Origin of the sequence: Pantoea sp. SORGH_AS_0659 (assembly GCF_031453915.1) — a bacterium.
GTDB classification, from domain to species: Bacteria; Pseudomonadota; Gammaproteobacteria; order Enterobacterales; family Enterobacteriaceae; genus Pantoea; species Pantoea leporis.
On sequence record NZ_JAVJAK010000001.1, the window covers coordinates 3,265,506 to 3,282,637 of the forward strand.

At 54.7% G+C, this 17,132-nt stretch carries 13 protein-coding genes and 1 pseudogene; 3 read left to right on the plus strand and 11 right to left on the minus strand.

From position 1 onward, the window contains the following. Positions 1–52: 52 nt before the first annotated feature. The 5 genes and pseudogenes from secF to queA all read right to left on the minus strand — a co-directional run bounded on the left by secF (position 53) and on the right by queA (position 5,492). Complete coding sequence (gene secF, locus Q3H59_RS15520; RefSeq protein ID WP_101762444.1) at positions 53–1,021, minus strand: protein translocase subunit SecF; 969 nt, start codon at positions 1,019–1,021, stop codon at positions 53–55. Between the two features lie 10 nt (positions 1,022–1,031). Continuing rightward, positions 1,032–2,879, minus strand: a complete 1,848-nt coding sequence (gene secD, locus Q3H59_RS15525) for a protein translocase subunit SecD (protein WP_101762445.1) — start codon at positions 2,877–2,879, stop codon at positions 1,032–1,034. Between the two features lie 25 nt (positions 2,880–2,904). Further along, a complete protein-coding gene (gene yajC, locus Q3H59_RS15530; protein ID WP_008103990.1) occupies positions 2,905–3,237 on the minus strand; it encodes a preprotein translocase subunit YajC in 333 nt (110 codons plus the stop codon). A 24-nt stretch (positions 3,238–3,261) separates the two neighbouring features. Beyond that, complete coding sequence (gene tgt, locus Q3H59_RS15535) at positions 3,262–4,386, minus strand: tRNA guanosine(34) transglycosylase Tgt (RefSeq protein WP_061717469.1); 1,125 nt, start codon at positions 4,384–4,386, stop codon at positions 3,262–3,264. Positions 4,387–4,420: 34 nt separating this feature from the next. After that, positions 4,421–5,492, minus strand: a pseudogene (gene queA / locus Q3H59_RS15540) (tRNA preQ1(34) S-adenosylmethionine ribosyltransferase-isomerase QueA). 183 nt (positions 5,493–5,675) lie between these two features. Between queA and Q3H59_RS15545 the strand changes: the two are divergent. From Q3H59_RS15545 to Q3H59_RS15555, 3 genes are all read left to right on the plus strand, one after another. After that, positions 5,676–6,257, plus strand: a complete 582-nt coding sequence (locus Q3H59_RS15545; RefSeq protein ID WP_309835718.1) for an ACP phosphodiesterase — start codon at positions 5,676–5,678, stop codon at positions 6,255–6,257. A gap of 92 nt (positions 6,258–6,349) precedes the next feature. Beyond that, entirely contained in the window at positions 6,350–7,600 is a 1,251-nt protein-coding gene (locus tag Q3H59_RS15550) for a mechanosensitive ion channel family protein (protein WP_192236718.1), read from the plus strand. Positions 7,601–7,790: 190 nt separating this feature from the next. Beyond that, the gene (locus Q3H59_RS15555; protein WP_277974589.1) at positions 7,791–8,600 is read left to right on the plus strand and encodes an inositol monophosphatase; all 810 of its coding nucleotides are present in this window, start codon (positions 7,791–7,793) and stop codon (positions 8,598–8,600) included. A gap of 334 nt (positions 8,601–8,934) precedes the next feature. Here Q3H59_RS15555 and proY read toward each other — a convergent pair whose 3' ends face one another. The 6 genes from proY to phoB form a co-directional block, all read right to left on the minus strand. Next, complete coding sequence (gene proY, locus Q3H59_RS15560; protein ID WP_101762450.1) at positions 8,935–10,290, minus strand: proline-specific permease ProY; 1,356 nt, start codon at positions 10,288–10,290, stop codon at positions 8,935–8,937. Between the two features lie 67 nt (positions 10,291–10,357). Further along, on the minus strand, positions 10,358–11,677 hold the full coding sequence (brnQ, locus tag Q3H59_RS15565; RefSeq protein ID WP_101762451.1) for a branched-chain amino acid transporter carrier protein BrnQ: 1,320 nt from the start codon (positions 11,675–11,677) through the stop codon (positions 10,358–10,360). A 402-nt stretch (positions 11,678–12,079) separates the two neighbouring features. After that, positions 12,080–13,183, minus strand: a complete 1,104-nt coding sequence (locus Q3H59_RS15570; protein WP_192414007.1) for a cobalamin-independent methionine synthase II family protein — start codon at positions 13,181–13,183, stop codon at positions 12,080–12,082. A gap of 166 nt (positions 13,184–13,349) precedes the next feature. Beyond that, the gene (locus tag Q3H59_RS15575; protein WP_309835723.1) at positions 13,350–14,276 is read right to left on the minus strand and encodes a phosphate ABC transporter substrate-binding protein PstS family protein; all 927 of its coding nucleotides are present in this window, start codon (positions 14,274–14,276) and stop codon (positions 13,350–13,352) included. A gap of 657 nt (positions 14,277–14,933) precedes the next feature. Next, on the minus strand, positions 14,934–16,244 hold the full coding sequence (gene phoR, locus Q3H59_RS15580) for a phosphate regulon sensor histidine kinase PhoR (protein ID WP_137385254.1): 1,311 nt from the start codon (positions 16,242–16,244) through the stop codon (positions 14,934–14,936). Between the two features lie 20 nt (positions 16,245–16,264). After that, positions 16,265–16,954 (minus strand): phosphate response regulator transcription factor PhoB, encoded by a 690-nt coding sequence (gene phoB, locus Q3H59_RS15585; RefSeq protein ID WP_007887040.1) that lies wholly within the window; start codon positions 16,952–16,954, stop codon positions 16,265–16,267. Positions 16,955–17,132: the final 178 nt, after the last annotated feature.

The following is a 17,132-nucleotide window of genomic DNA, read 5'->3' on the forward strand; positions in this document are numbered from 1 at the left end:
GGCATAAAAAAACGGGCTGCCAATGGCAGCCCGTTTACTTTCTGACTCCGCGTTACGGCAGAATCGAAGGCTGATCTGCGCCCTCTTTTTCCACTTTCTGTACCAGCATATGTTCACGCTTCATGCCGAGTTTCAGCGCCAGCGCTGAAGAGACATAAATCGATGAAATGGTACCAATGGTGACACCGATCAGCATGGTCAGTGAGAAACCTTTCAGCAACGCACCACCAAACACGAACAGGATCATGATCATCGCCAGCGTAGTGATGGAGGTGATCAAGGTACGGCTCAGCGTCTGGGTCAGCGACACGTTAGTGATGTCGTAAGAAGAACCGCGGCGGATCTTGCGGAAGTTCTCACGAATACGGTCGGAGACCACGATCTTATCGTTAAGCGAGTAACCAATGACCGACATCAATGAGGCGACAATCGTCAGGTCGATTTCGACGTGCGCCAGCGACAAAATGCCACAGGTGATGATCACATCGTGCGCCAGCGCCAGAACGGTGCCGAGCGCTAAACGCCACTCAAAGCGGAAGCCGATGTAGATCAAAATCGCAATCAGCGCTGACAGCAGCGCCATCGCACCGGCCTGCGCCAGATCGCTACCCACGCTTGGGCCAACGAACTCGATGCGTTTCACGGTAGCGTTCTGCTGCGTGGTCTGGCTAATGGAAGCCAGCACTTTATTGCCCAGTTCGGTGCCGGCATTGCCGGTGGCCGGAGGCATACGCACCATCACATCACGGCTGCTACCAAAGTTCTGCACCAGCGGCTCTTCAAAGCCCGCTTTCACCAAACCTTCACGCAGCGCGTCGAGATCCGCCGGTTTTTCCAGGTTAATCTCAATCACCGTTCCGCCGGTAAAGTCGAGGCCCCAGTTGAAGCCTCGCACACCGACAATGACGATAGATGCCACAATCAGCAGACCGGAGATGATGAAAGCCAGCTTATCCCAGCGCATAAAGTCGACGACTTTACGCCCGTGGTTTAGCTGCTCAATACTATATTCCTGTGCCACAACGCACTCCTCAGATAGACAGCTTGTTGATGCGTTTGCCGCCGTACACCAGGTTAACGATGGCACGGGTGCCGACGATAGCGGTAAACATTGAGGTTGCGATACCGATAGCCGTAGTAATCGCAAAGCCTTTGATTGAACCGGTACCGACCGCATAAAGAATGATCACTTTGATAAGCGTAGTGACGTTGGCATCGACGATACTGGAGAAGGCGCCTTTATAGCCTTCATGAATCGCCTGCTGTACCGATCGTCCGTTACGCAACTCTTCTTTAATACGTTCGTTAATCAACACGTTAGCATCGACCGCAACCGCCAGCGTCAGCACGATACCGGCAATACCCGGCATGGTGAGCGTCGCGCCTGGCAGCAGTGACATGATGCCGACAATCAGCACCAGGTTACACAGCAGCGCGCTGGTAGCGATAAGACCAAACTTCTTGTAGAACACCACCATGAACAGGATCGAAGCAATCAAACCCCACAGGCAGGCTTCGAGGCCTTGTGTGATGTTCTGCTGACCCATGGTTGGGCCGATAGTACGCTCTTCTACAATCTGGATTGGCGCAATCAACGCACCCGCGCGCAGCAGCAGCGACAGCTGACGTGCTTCGTTTGCATTATTGATACCGGTGATACGGAAGCTGTTACCGAGGCGCGACTGGATGTTCGCCACGTTAATCACTTCTTCCTGTTTCACCAAAATCGACCGGCCGTTGGCATCTTTCTTACCGCTGTCTTTGTACTCCACAAACAGGGTCGCCATCGGCTTACCGATGTTGTCCTTGGTGAAGTTGGACATCATGTTGCCGCCCGCGCCATCCAGTGAAATGTTCACCTGCGGCTGGTTGTACTCATCCATGCTCGACGTGGAATCGGTGATGTGATCACCGGTCAGAATCACACGCTTGTACAGCACCACTGGCTGCCCGTCGCGGGTTTTCTTCACTTCCGAATCGCCGGGCACACGGCCGCTGGCCGCTGCGGTTGGATCCACGCTGGTGTTCACCAGACGGAATTCCAGCGTGGCGGTAGCGCCCAGAATCTCTTTGGCGCGCGCGGTGTCCTGAATACCCGGCAGTTCCACCACGATGCGGTCAGAACCCTGACGCTGCACCAGCGGTTCGGCAACGCCGAGCTGGTTCACACGGTTACGCAGAATGGTGATGTTTTGCTGCACCGCATATTCACGCGCTTCGCTCAGACGCGCATCACTCATCACCGCACGCAGCGCATCGCTGCCCTGGCTTGAGATCACCAGATCGCGGTGGCGAGTAGACAAGTAGCTGATTGCCGCGTCACGGCTGGCGCCGTCACGGAAACGCACTTCTACGCCATAGTTCGCGATTTTATTAACGGTGGTATACGGAATGCTTTTGTCGCGCAGATCGCTGCGCAGGCTGTCGGCGTTCTGCTCTTGCAGTTTGCCCAGAGCCGTATCCATATCCACTTCCATCAGGAAGTGAACGCCGCCGCGCAGATCAAGACCGAGTTTCATCGGTTCCGCGGACAGCATGCTCAGCCAGCGAGGCGTTGCCGGCGCAAGGTTGAGGGCCACAATGTAGTCTTCGCCCAGCGCGCTGGTGAGTGCATCACGCGCGCGCAACTGTCCATCCTGCGTTGCAAAGCGGGCCAGAATGGCACCATTTTCCAGAGCGAGGGATTTGCTCTCGATATTGTCTTGTTTTAATACGGTCTGGATCTGATCCAACGTTTGCTCACTGGCGGCGCCACCGCGCGCACCAGTGATCTGAACGGCCGGATCCTCACCATAAAGGTTAGGAAGCGCATAGAGCAGGCCGACGAGAATCACGACGACCAGCATGATGTACTTCCACAAAGGATAACGGTTTAACACGGCAGTTCCCTTCGGGAAGAAAAAATTACAGCGCCTTCAAAGTACCTTTCGGCAGAACGGCGGCCACGAAATCACGTTTAACAACTACTTCAGTGGTGTCGTTCAGGGCAATAGAAACATAGCCAGTTTCTGCCACTTTGGTCACACGGCCAACTAAACCACCGCTGGTCAGCACTTCATCACCTTTAGAGATGGAATCCATCAGTTTCTTGTGATCTTTAGTACGCTTCTGCTGTGGACGCAGAATCATGAAGTAGAAGATCAGACCAAATACCACCAGCATGATCACCAGAGAATACGGACTTCCCTGAGACGGTGCGCCTGCTGCGGCTACGGCGTCAGAAATGAAAAAGCTCATTAAATTTCCCTCATTGATGAATTATCAGACGTTCAGCGGAGGAACCGCCTTCCCCGTCCGTTGGTAGAACTCGCTAACAAAGTGCTCTAATTTACCCTCTTCGATAGCCTTACGTAAACCGGCCATCAAACGCTGGTAATAGCGCAGATTGTGAATCGTATTCAGGCGTGCGCCCAGTATTTCGTTACAGCGATCAAGATGATGCAAGTAGGCGCGGCTATAATTGCGACAGGTGTAACAATCACACTCTGCATCCAGCGTTGCGGTGTCATCTTTATACCGGGCATTACGAATTTTCACCACGCCATCGGTAACAAACAGATGACCATTGCGCGCATTGCGCGTTGGCATAACGCAGTCAAACATATCGATACCGCGGCGAACGCCTTCCACCAGATCTTCTGGCTTGCCGACGCCCATCAAATAACGCGGTTTGTCTTGCGGAATTTGCGGACAGACGTGCTCCAGGATTCGGTGCATGTCCTCTTTAGGTTCACCCACCGCCAGGCCGCCCACAGCGTACCCATCAAAGCCAATCTCTACCAGACCTTTAACCGAGACATCTCGTAAATCTTCGTAAACACCGCCCTGAATAATGCCGAATAATGCATTTTTATTGCCGAGTGAATCGAAGCGATCGCGGCTGCGTTGTGCCCAGCGCAACGACATCTCCATCGAACGTTTGGCGTAATCCCAATCCGCCGGATATGGCGTACATTCGTCGAAGATCATCACCACGTCAGAACCGAGATCGAACTGAATCTCCATCGACTTTTCCGGATCGAGGAAAATCGGATCGCCGTTGATCGGGTTACGGAAGTGCACGCCCGCTTCGGTGATCTTACGGATATCGCCAAGGCTGAACACCTGGAAGCCGCCGGAATCGGTAAGGATCGGTCCTTGCCAGTTCATGAAATCGTGCAGGTCGCCGTGCAGTTTCATGATCTCCTGACCTGGGCGCAGCCACAGGTGGAAGGTGTTGCCGAGCAGGATTTGCGCGCCGGTCTCTTTCACTTCTTCCGGCGTCATGCCTTTCACCGTGCCGTAAGTGCCCACGGGCATAAATGCTGGGGTTTCAACAACGCCACGATCAAAGACCAGACGGCCACGGCGTGCGCGCCCGTCGGTAGTATCTAATTCAAATTTCACATTAACCTCTGATCAGAGAAACAGTCTGATTCAATTATGCGCCGACGCTTTCGTCAGGCGCTTGTGGATTACGGGTGATGTACATCGCATCCCCGTAGCTAAAGAAACGGTACTGCTCTGCCACCGCGCTGTGATAAGCCGCCATGGTGTGCTGATAACCAGCAAAGGCCGAAACCAGCATAATCAGGGTCGATTCCGGCAGATGGAAGTTGGTGATCAGCGCATCGATCACCTGATAGTGATAGCCGGGATAGATGAAAATCTGTGTGTCATCGAAGAAGGGTGCAATCAGCGCATCCTGGCTGGCCTTCGCGGCGCTCTCCAGCGAACGTACTGAGGTGGTGCCCACGGCGACCACTTTGTTGCCGCGTGCTTTACACGCCAGCACCGCATCCACCACATCCTGCGGCACTTCCGCGTATTCGGCATGCATGATGTGATCCTCGATGGTTTCAACGCGCACCGGCTGGAAAGTCCCGGCACCGACGTGCAGCGTGACAAACGCCATCTCGACGCCTTTAGCTTTCAGCGCTTCCAGCAGCGGCTCGTCAAAGTGCAAACCGGCGGTCGGTGCGGCGACGGCGCCGGGACGCACGCCGTACACGGTCTGGTACAGCTCACGGTCAGCATCTTCATCCGGACGATCAATATACGGCGGCAGCGGCATGTGGCCGACCGCTGTTAAGAATATCCAGCACGGCGCGATCGTCTTCGAAGGCGATCTCAAACAGTGTGTCATGGCGCGCCACCATCGTGGCTTTGACACTTTCGTCATCGCCCAGCAGCAGCGCTGCGCCCGGCTTGGGCGCTTTGGAGGCGCGCACGTGCGCCAGCACGCGCTTATCGTCCAGCATGCGCTCAACCAGCATCTCGATTTTGCCGCCGCTGGCTTTACGCCCAAAGACGCGCGCCGGAATCACGCGGGTGTTGTTGAACACCAGCAGATCGCCCGGATTGAGCTTATCCATCACGTCTGTAAATACGCCGTGGCTTAACGCGCCGCTTGGACCATCCAGCGACAGCAAGCGGCAACCGCTTCGCTGCGCCTGCGGATAGTGGGCGATTAAGGATTCTGGCAACTCAAAGGTAAAATCGGCTACGCGCATGCTTCACTTCTTCAGGACTTAAAATCAGGCGGCATAGTCTAGCGGAAAAGCGGCAAATTCTGAACAACTGGCTGCGCTTCTGTGATTCTGCGAATACACAAAATAATTCGAGGTGCAGGCAGGCGGCAAACGAGAGCAGCCCACGCACCTGTAACTTGATGTATGACGTGTATATAATGCGCCATGAACTTTCTCGCTCACCTTCACCTGGCGCAGCTGGCTAACAGCTCTCTGCTGGGCAATCTCATGGCCGATTTCGTGCGCGGCAACGTGCAATCACAATGGCCTGCACCGGTGGTGGATGGCATTGCCATGCATCGTCGCCTCGACGTCCTGACCGATAACCTGCCCGAAGTGCGGATTGCGCGTGCGCTGTTTCGTCCGGAAACGCGCCGCGTGGCCCCCATCACGCTCGACGTGATTTGGGACCATTTCCTCGCGCTGCACTGGGATAAATTCAACCCAACGCAGTCGCTGGTGGCATTTACCGCGGCGGCTGAACAAAACATCGTGCCGCAGCTGGCGGGCACGCCGGAAGGTTTCGTCGAGCTGAACGCCGTGATGTGGCGCGAACGCTGGTTTGAGCACTATGCCGAACCAACGCGGCTGGCACGCGTGCTCAACGGCATGGCGCATCGCCGTCCGCGCTTAGCCGCGCTGCGCGACTCCTATCAGGATTTTGTTGATCACTACGAGCAACTTGAGCCGCTGTTCTTCCAGTTTTATCCGCGCTTAATGGCCGCCGCGCGCGCGCAGGAATTGTAATATTAGGTAATTCAAGACCCGTCTGTTGGACGGGAAATTTCCCATCACCTACCCTGCGTGACCTTAATCTTCGTCACACTCAGGGAAATCTCATGCAGCATCTTATTGCCAACCGGCTCGCAGAAGCCGGTCTTAGCTACACGCACATCCTGGCGTTGGGGATAGTGATTGCCATAATCTTTGCCATCTCACTGCTTACTCACGCCATTCTGCACCGCGCTATCTTGCCGCTGCTGCGTCGCTACACCGAGAAAAGTAGCCGTCAGTGGCCAAAAGCGCTGATTAACAGTCGCCTGTTTAGCCGCAGCGTCTGGCTGATGCAAGGTGTGCTATTCAAATTACAGACTGAACTCTTCCTGCACGACAGTGCTCAGATCTATGCAGCGCTGCTGATTTTCGCCCAGCTGTGGATGATGATCTTCGCCCTGCTGATGTTGTTCTCCTTGCTGGATTTACTGCAGCAGCTCAGCGCGAATAGCATGCTAGCGCAGCAATTGCCGCTGCGCGGTATTATCCAGAGCGTGAAATTAATCGCCGCCATTTTAATGGTAATCATGATTATTTCGCTGCTGTTGGGTAAATCGCCTGGCGTATTGATCACCGGACTCGGTGCCATGACCGCGGTGCTGATGCTGGTATTTAAAGATCCAATTCTGGGTCTGGTGGCCGGTATTCAGTTGGCGGCCAATAATATGCTGAAAATGAATGACTGGCTGGAAATGCCGAAATATGGTGCGGACGGTGCGGTCATCGATATTTCTTTAACCACGGTAAAAGTGCGCAACTGGGATAACACCATTGTTACCATTCCCGCTTACGCCTTAATTTCCGACTCCTTTAAAAACTGGCGCGGTATGTCGGAATCCGGTGGGCGTCGCATTAAGCGCAGCATTCATATTGATACCACCAGTATTGGCTTCCTTGATGATGCCATGATGCAGCAGCTGAAAAGTGCGCATCTGCTGGCACCGTATCTGGATAGCAAAAGCGAAGAAGTGGCCGCATGGAATGCGCAACTGGGCTGTGATTTAGATTCGCCACTCAACGGTCGCCGCCTGACGAATATCGGTACCTTCCGCGTCTGGCTGCAGAGCTGGCTGGAGCAGCATCCGCGTATTCATCAAGAGATGACGTTAATGGTGCGGCAGTTAGCACCAGGTGAAAACGGTTTGCCGCTGGAAGTGTATGTGTTCACCAACACCACGGTGTGGAAAGAGTACGAGAATATTCAAGCGGATATCTTTGACCATATTTACGCGGTGCTACCTACTTTCGGTCTGCGCGTCCATCAATCGCCAACCGGTAATGACATGCGTCAAATTGGCGTAAGAACCCGCCATTAAGGCTTCATCCCGTATTACCCGCCAGTAAGAAGAAAAATTTCACTGGCGGGCTTTTCCCCCTCTTGTCACGCGCAGCCATCTGCGGCTTAATGAAGCCTTTCTTAACTTTTGTTAACTTCGTCACACAGCCAATACGCCATTTTTGGCGTCTGTTGTTGCTTCGCCAGCCTGAAAATCATAAGAGGGAAAGATGTCATCAGCTTCGCTTACCGAACTCGACGCACGTTATCATTTCGCCTGTGATGTTGCCAAAACCGCCGCCAGCCGGGCTCTATCCTGGTATCAGCAACGTCATCAATTAGTAGTTGAGCATAAGAAAGATCTGCAGGATGTGGTCAGCGAAGCCGATCGCAACGTTGAGGCATTGGTCAAGCATCTGATCCACGAACGCTTTCCTGACGATGCGGTGTTGGGTGAAGAGAGCGGCGGCAATACTGCTGGCGCACGCTTTATCTGGGTGCTCGATCCGATTGATGGCACCAGCAGCTTTCTTAACGGCTTGCACAACTGGTGCGTATCGCTGGCGATCGTTTGTGAAAACGAAGCGGTGATTGGCGTGGTGTGCGATCCCAATCATCATGAAACCTTTCACGCCTGCCGCGGCAAAGGTGCATGGGTTAATGATAAGCGCATCCAGGCGCACAGCGCGCAGCAGCTTGATCAGGGATTGCTTGGTCTGAGCAGCTCCAACAGCCAACCGATTGAACCGCTGACCACTTTTATCAGCGCATTATTGGCGCAGGGCGGCATGTTTATCCGCAATGGCTCGGGGGCGTTGATGAGCGCATGGGCGGCGGCCGGTCGCTTAATTGGTTACTACGAAGCGCATATGAATCCGTGGGATGGCTTGCCGGGCATTGTGCTGATGCGCGAAGCGGGCGGCATTACCAACGATTATCTGGCTAATCACGGCTTGCAGAACGGCAATCCGGTGTTGCTGGCTAATGCGGTGATTTATCCGCAGCTGAGAGCGCTGCTGCCTGGGCATTTATCGTTATAATTTCCGTAATCGGTTAAGTTCGTTAATTTATGCGAACTTAACCTTCATGCAAAATTACTTAAGCGCGCTGTAAGTAATATTCTATTCCGAAGTGAGAATTTTCTCTTTTTTTCTTAAACATCCCGGCATCAATAAAAATACGATATGCTGCGCAAGTCAAACATCCCTTAGTAATACTTATTTTCTCCTTTTTTGTTGTTCTTTTTCGGCGCCAGGATGCGCCGAGATATTTTTTGGCATTTTATTATTTAGGGATAGCGTGATTATTTTTTTATATTATGTTTAATCGTCATCGATAAAAAAGGTCGCCATCAATGGCGACCTTACAATATCATCAGCTTTTACGCTTTTTCACTAGCGGCCACGCCAGTAATAGCAGCGCAATCCACGCAAAACCAACGTACAGCGACACGCGCGTATCCGGGAAGTAACCAATCAGCCCAATAATGAAGGCCAGGAACAGCACGCCGAACCATGCGGTAGCGCTACCGCCCGGCATGGCAAAATCAAGCTTACCGGCTTGCTCTTTGCCAATCTTGCGGCGGAAGGCGATCTGCGACAGCAGAATCATGATCCACACCCAAACGGTAGCAAAGGTCGCCAGCGAGGCGATCACCAGGAACACTTTCTCTGGCATCAGGTAGTTGAGATACACCGCAATCAGCATCGCCAGCATCATCACCAAAACGGTCACCCACGGAATTCCGCGATTCGAAACCTTCTGGAATACCTTCGGTGCGTGGCCCTGTTGCGCCATGCCGTGCAGCATACGCCCCACGCCAAACACATCGCTGTTAATCGCCGACAGCGACGCCGTCAGCACCACGAAGTTAAGAATTGATGCCGCCGCCGCAATACCCAAATGCTGGAAGGTCAGCACGAACGGACTGCCAGAAGTGCCCACCTGATTCCATGGATAAATCGACATGATGACGAACAGCGTACCAACGTAGAATACCAGAATACGCATCGGTACGGAGTTGATGGCGCGTGGAATCGAGGTCTTCGGATCTTCCGCTTCACCGGCAGTAATCCCGATAATCTCAATGCCGCCGTAGGCAAACATCACCATCTGCAGTGACAGCAGCATGCCGACAATGCCGTGCGCGAAGAAACCGCCGTTGGTCCACAGATTGTGAATGCCGGTCGGCTGGCCGCCGTTGCCGATGCCCCAGAAAATCATGCCGAAGCCGGCGAGAATCATGATGATGATGGTGGCGACTTTGAAAAAGGAGAACCAGAACTCCACTTCGCCAAAGACTTTCACGCTCATCAGGTTGATGGCGCCGATAATCAGCACCACGCTCAGCACCCAAATCCAGTGCGGCACATCGGGGAACCACACGCCCATGTAGATACCAAAAGCCGTTACGTCGGCAATCGCCACAATCAGGATTTCAAAACAGTAGGTCCAGCCGGTGATGTATCCGGCCAGCGGGCCGAGATAATCCTGCGCATAGCGCGAGAATGAGCTGGCCTGCGGATTGTTGACCGACATTTCCCCCAACGCACGCATGATGATGTACGCCACCGCACCGCCGATGATGTACGCCAGCAGCACGCTTGGGCCCGCCATTTTGATGGCATCTGCCGAGCCGTAAAACAGCCCGGTGCCAATCGCCGATCCCAGCGCCATAAAGCGAATGTGGCGCGTGCTCAGTCCGCGTTTGAGCTTATTGGTTTCTTGCATAACACTCAGTACCTTGAAAATGAAAAACCACGGGCAAGCCCGTGGTTGGAATTAACAGCAATGTCGCTTACTGATGAACCGCGACCTGCTCACGTCCTTTTGCCCGATCAACTACCGCGGCAATCACCAGCATCGCCAGCGATGGCGGCAACCAGGAAAGTCCCTGATCGGCCAGCGGCAGATGCTGACTGAACAGCGGCAACACATCTTTGAAGCTGGTGGTTTTGATGGCATCAACGATACCGAACAGCAGGCTTACCAGCATGGTCGGCGCGATAATACGCGAACTTTTGTTCCAGAACTTCAGCGTGAAGCTCAGCACCACCAGTACGATGCATGGCGGATAAATCGCCGTCAGCACCGGAATCGAAATCTGAATCAGATGGCTCAGACCGAGATTCGACACCACCATCGAGAACAGGCCCAGAATAAATACCAGCGTTTTATACGACAGCGGAACATATTGCGCAAAGAATTCTGCACAGGCGCAGGTCAGGCCCACCGCCGTTACCATGCAGGCGACGAAGATCAGTGCCGCAAGGAAGAAGCTGCCCATGCCGCCGAAGGTCTGCTGCACGTAAGCATGCAGAATCTCAGCACCGTTCGCGCTTTGCGCCACCAATGCGCCGCTATCGTTACCGAGTTTGAACAGCGTCAGGTAAATCAGCGTCAAACCGATACCGGCGATGATGCCCGCCAGCATGGTGTAGCGCGTCAGCAGTTTGGCATCTTCAACACCGCGTGAGCGCGCCGCATTGACGATGACGATACCGAACACCAGCGCTCCCAGCGTATCCATGGTCAGATAACCATTAACGAAACCGCTGGAGAAGGCGGCACGCTGATACTCTTCGGTGCCCGGCGAAACGCCACCGGCCGGCCAGATCAGCACGGCAACGCCGAGCACAATCAGCGCCAGAATTTTCAGCGGAGCGAGGAAGTGGCCGACGGTATCCAGCAGTTTGCCCGGATACAGTGAGATGCCAATCACCAGCGCGAAGTAAATCAGGCTGTAAATGAACAGCGGCAGCGTGCCGTCGCCGGTCAGCGGTGCAATACCCACGGCAAAGGAAACGGTGGCGGTACGCGGCGTGGCAAACAGCGGGCCAACAGCCAGGTAACACACGGTCGCCAGCAGCAAGCCTGCGGCTTTACCAATCGGCGAGCTTAGCGCATCAATGCCGCCGCCCACACGCGCCAGCGCGATGACGGTGATCACCGGTAAGCCAACAGCCGTAATCAGGAAGCCGAAAGCCGCAATCCAAACGTGTTCGCCAGACTGAATCCCCACCATCGGTGGGAAGATGATATTTCCTGCGCCAACGAACAGGGCAAACGTCATGAAGCCCAGCGCCAGGATATCCTTGGAGGTTAAACGATGTGTCATAAACTTCTGTACTGCCTGTAGCTGATGTTGCGGTGGAAGTTGAGTTCGTGTTGTCCTCTGGATGCGCTAAAACAAGGGCTTATCAGGCAAGACCAGCGTGTTATGCGGGACTAATCGTTAAAGCGCAGGTGATTTAATCTACTTTTCTTCTGTTCGCAGAGGGATAAATCGACAACGGCGCAAATTAGAACGTTTATAGCGAAGAAAGGCAATACAGGATCGAAAAACCAGAAGGATATAACAAGATAGTGGAAGAAAGCAGTGAATCACGGTGGAATAGCGGCAAAACACCTCAGATGATTTGCTAAATGTTTCCTCGATGCGAGAGATCTCTTTGCATAAATCAGCCTGCAGATGCACAAAAGGCGCGATTTACGCGCCTGTTTGGCTAACTTTACAGCATTACCAGACTGTTCTTGCTATATCGACCACCAGACGAATCTTCTGCCACTGCTGCTCTTCGCTCAGGCTGTTGCCCTCTTCGGTTGAGGCAAAGCCACACTGCGGGCTGAGGCAGATTTGATCAAGGCTCACGAACTGTGACGCTTCCTGCAAACGCGCTTTCACCTGCTGCGCATCCTCCAGCTCGCCGGTTTTGGTGGTGATCAAACCCAGCACCACTTGCTGATGACCCGGCTTGAGGAAGCGCAGCGGCTCAAAACCACCTGAACGTTCGTTGTCATACTCAAGGTAGAAAGCATCGATATTCACGCCGCCAAACAGCACTTCGGCGACCGGCTCATAGCCACCTTCGGAAATCCAGGTTGAGCGGAAGTTGCCGCGACAAACATGCAGCCCAACGGTCAGATCCTCTGGCTTACCTTCCAGTGCAGCATTCAGCACTTCAGCATAGATGCGCGCCAGTTCCTGTGGATCTTCACCACGCTCGCGGATCTGCTGCTGCTGTTCGGTAGAGCACAGATAGGCCCACACCGTGTCATCCAGCTGCAGATAACGGCAGCCAGCCGCATAAAACGCTTTGATGGCGTCTTTGTAGGTCTGCGCCAGATCGGCGAAGTACTCTTTCAGATCGGGATACACCGTGGCATCGATCACCTTACGGCCACCGCGGAAGTGCAGCACGCTTGGGCTGGGAATGGTCATCTTGGCAACCGCATCGCCCGCCACGCTTTGCAGGAAGCGGAAGTGCTCCAGCATCGGGTGTTGAGGATTAAAGGCCACTTTACCGGTGACTTTCACGCCGTGCGCTTTGGTCTGCACGCCGTTGAACTGAATGCCCTGCTCCGCTTCGAACAGCTCGACGCCGTGCAAATCGCCAAAGAAATCGAAGTGCCACCAAGCGCGACGGAATTCACCATCGGTAACGATCTGCAGGCCGTTGGCACGCTGCTGCTCCACAACATGGCGGATTTCGCGATCTTCAACCTGACGCAGTTGATCAGCGTTGATTTCGCCATTGGCAAACTGCACACGCGCCTGCTTGATGGCTGCGGGACGCAGAAAACTGCCGACGGTATCGGCGCGGAACGGGTTATGACGTGGCATTTTATCTCCTGGCTGAGCGCATAGTTGCGTCAGGGTATAATTTCGCTGGGTTATTTCAGCCATCTGGACGGCTATATGTCCACGAAGAATGCCACGCTGTTACCCTTTCGGCAACGGAAGAAAATTCAGCTTACATGAAACTATTTCATGTTCAGATGCACGTTCTTCAATTTCCCTCAATTGCCGCTCGCGCTTGCGCCATCTGGCTATCTGATAATGGCAGATAACCCGCTTCGCTCACCCGACGCTGACCTTGTGGCGATAACACCTGATGCAGAAAGGCATTCACCAGCGGCGGCAGCGGTTTGCCGGGTGCTTTGTTGACGTAGATATAAAGCGGGCGCGACCACGGATAGCGGCCGTTGCGAATCGATTCGGCATCCGGCATCACGCTGTCGCCGTTCGCCGTGGCCACCGGTAGCATTTTCACGCCGCTGAGATGAAAGCCAAAACTGGCATAACCGATGCTGTTGGGCGTGGCGGCAACGGCTTGTACCACCGCCGCAGAGCCGGGGAATTCAGCGACATCAGCACGGAAATCACCTTTGCACAGCGCCTGCTGCTTAAAGAAGCCCCACGTTCCCGACGCCGAGTTGCGGCCATAGCGCTGGATGCTGCGCGTGGCCCACTGGCCTTCGCTCAGGCCGAGATCGCCCCAGCGCTGCGGCACCTGTTGCCCGCCGCACAGACGCGTGATGGAGAACAGCGCATCGAGTTGTTGCGGCGCGATGCGCGACAGCGGATTGTCCTGATTAACCACTACCACCAGCGCATCCATCGCCACCGGCACCGCCAGCGGCGGATAGCCGTAGCGCGCGGTAAAAAGTTGACGTTCGTCGATCTGCATCGGCCGGCTCATCGCGCCCAGCTGGGCAGCACCTGCCGCCAGCGCCGTCGGCGCAGTAGAAGATCCCGCCGCCTGCACCTGAACGTTGACGCCCGGCGACTGGCGGCTGAAATCCTCGCCCCATAATGTCATCAGATAACCCAGCGTATCCGATCCAACGCTGCTCAGATTGCCGGTTAGCATGGTTTGTTGGCCGTGTGCCAAAGCAGAGCAAAGCAGCAAGAGGGAGATCAACAGCGATTTCATTGGCGATTCCGCAATTCAGTAAGACGCCTATTCTGGAGCGGTGCGATTTATCACGCAATACATTGCGTATGGGTTGTTAATGAGGCGGGAATTGGTCTCCATGAATGGCGTAATGCTTGTCAGTTAAACCAACGACGAGTGCGCAGGCCGGTGTCACTTTTGGTCCGGCGGTCCTCGCGCCGCTTACGCGGTACCTTCACTTCGCTCGTCTGCCTGACGGACCGGCGGAGACGGGACTTCCTTGTCCCGGCTCCGCCTTTCGCCCGCGTCCTGCGGGCTCTCCTGGCTTCCTCGCTTCGTTCAGCGCTGCGGATTGCCAGGCCAAAAGTGCCCCCGGCCTGCTCATAAGCTTCAGTGCGTGTTGTTGAAAAGGACTCATTCGCTTCAGGCGCTGGCGCGTCTGCTGCGGCAAAAGGGCCATTCGCAGCGCTGAGGCTTTTACGTTGGGCCAGGAGCCTCGCGCATGGATGCGCGAGGCAGTTCGGGGTCGGCCAGGGAAGGCCGATCCGCGAACGGTCCGTCGGCACAACGTGGAAGCCGAAGGTACCGCGCTAGCGGCGCGAGGACGGCCCGTGACGCAGCAGATGTGTCAGCGCCCGCACCAAAAAGGCTTTATTAACTGATAAGTATGGCGCCATGAATAGCGATCCTACGACCTTAATTAACCCGCTCTTGCATCACGTTAGCCACAATCAAGCGTGGCGGCAGCAGGAAGCTGAAACAGGTTTCCTGATGCGGCACGCTGGTGATCTCCAGCCGCGCGTTGTGATGTCCCAACGCATGCTTCACGATCGCCAGCCCCAATCCGCTGCCGCCGGTGGCGCGCGAACGCGCTTTATCCACGCGATAGAAACGCTCGGTGAGGCGCGGCAGATGCTGCTCGCTAATGCCCGGCCCGTCATCGCACACCTTAAACTGCGCGCCTTGTTTAGTGCGCAGCCAACTGATGTCGATGCGCGTGCCATCGGGCGTGTGATTCACCGCGTTGTAGACCAGATTGGAAATGGCGCTACGTAGCTGCTCATCATTGCCGAACACTTTCAGATGCGGATCGGTATGGAAATGGATGGTGTGACGTCCCTGACTCAGCGTTTCCGCTTCACGCTGCAACAGCATCAGCATGCCCGGCACATCCACCGTCTCTTTGAGATCGATGGCTGGCGCCGCTTCGATACGCGACAAGGTCAGCAACTGCTTCACCAGACTGTCCATGCGGCGCGTCTGCTCTTGCATGGTATGCAACGCCTTGCTGCGCGTGCGCTCGTTCATCACCGAGTCGTCCATCATTTCCAGATAACCCTGCAATACCGTTAACGGCGTGCGCAGTTCATGACTGACGTTAGCAAAGAAGTTGCGTCGCGCGCCTTCCAGCTGATGCATCTGGGTGACATCACGCGCCACCATCAGCCACTGACCTTCGCTGTAAGGCATCACGCGGAATTCCATATGATGCTGATTATTGAGGATCTGCGTCAGCGGCATGTCGAACTTGCGCTGGCGGATATAGCGGGAAAATTCAGGATAACGCAGCAAATTGAGGATGTTCTGGCCGTTATCTTCCGGCCAGCGCAAGCCAAGGTGCTGCTGCGCCAGGCCGTTGCACCAGAAAATAGTGCCCTCTTCGGTGGTCAGCACCACCGCATCCGGCAGCGATTCTGCTCCGCTGCGGAAACGTTTGATCAGATTGCCCAGCTCGCGCCGCCGCCGCCGGTTGCGCAATTGCATCTGGTACAGGCCATAAAACAGCGGTTCCCAGCTGCCGCGTCCGGTGGGCGGCGTCATTGAACGATCGACCCACAGCCAGTGCGACAGACGCATCAGATTTCTGAAGTGCCAGAACATCACGCCGGTCACCGCAATCAGCAGCAGCCACGGCAGATATCCGAACAACAGACCCAACACCAGCGCAGGTAAACAGACCAGCGCCAGCTCGGTCAACAATCTCTTCCAGGAGAGTCGTTCCAGCACGGTAAACACTCCGTTTACGTTTAGTAGCGGGCAGAGAAACGATACCCTGTTCCGCGCACGGTTTGAACCATGCGATCGTGGCCGGTTAATTCCAGTGCTTTACGTAAACGGCGAATATGCACATCGACGGTGCGATCTTCGACATACACATTGGTGCCCCAAACATGGTTCAGCAGCTGTTCGCGGCTGTACACGCGTTCCGGGTGGGTCATAAAGAAGTGCAGCAGTTTGTACTCGGTCGGTCCCATCTCCAGCGGCGTGGTTTCCGACATCACGCGATGTGAGGAAGGATCCAGGCTCAGGCCCTGCATCTCAATCACCTCTTCCACCGCCATCGGCGAAATACGGCGCATCACCGCTTTGATACGCGCCATCAGCTCTTTCGGTGAGAATGGCTTGGTGATGTAATCATCCGCGCCCACTTCCAGACCGCGCACGCGATCTTCCTCTTCACCACGCGCCGTCAGCATCATCACCGGAATGTCGCGCGTCATGGCTTCACGCTTCAAATGCTTAATAAACTGAATCCCGCTGCCGCCGGGCAACATCCAGTCCAGCAGAATCAAATCAGGCCAGGGTTCGATCAGCTTACCAATCGCGCTGTCATAATCTTCCGCCTCAATAGGCTGGTAATCATTCTGTTCCAGCACGAAACATAACATTTCACGGATGGGAGCTTCGTCTTCCACAACCAAAATGCGCTTAGCCATTGTAACTCCTGCTAGTGTGACACCGTGTCACTGGGATTTGCGGCGCCATTATGCGTCAGTTTTGTGACACTTTTATGAAAACACCGCCCTAAGATAGATAGATAAAAAACAGAAATGTCACAATAAAATTCTGCTTTTTTTCTTTGTGATCTTAAGTGGTTATAATTCGTCTTCGCTA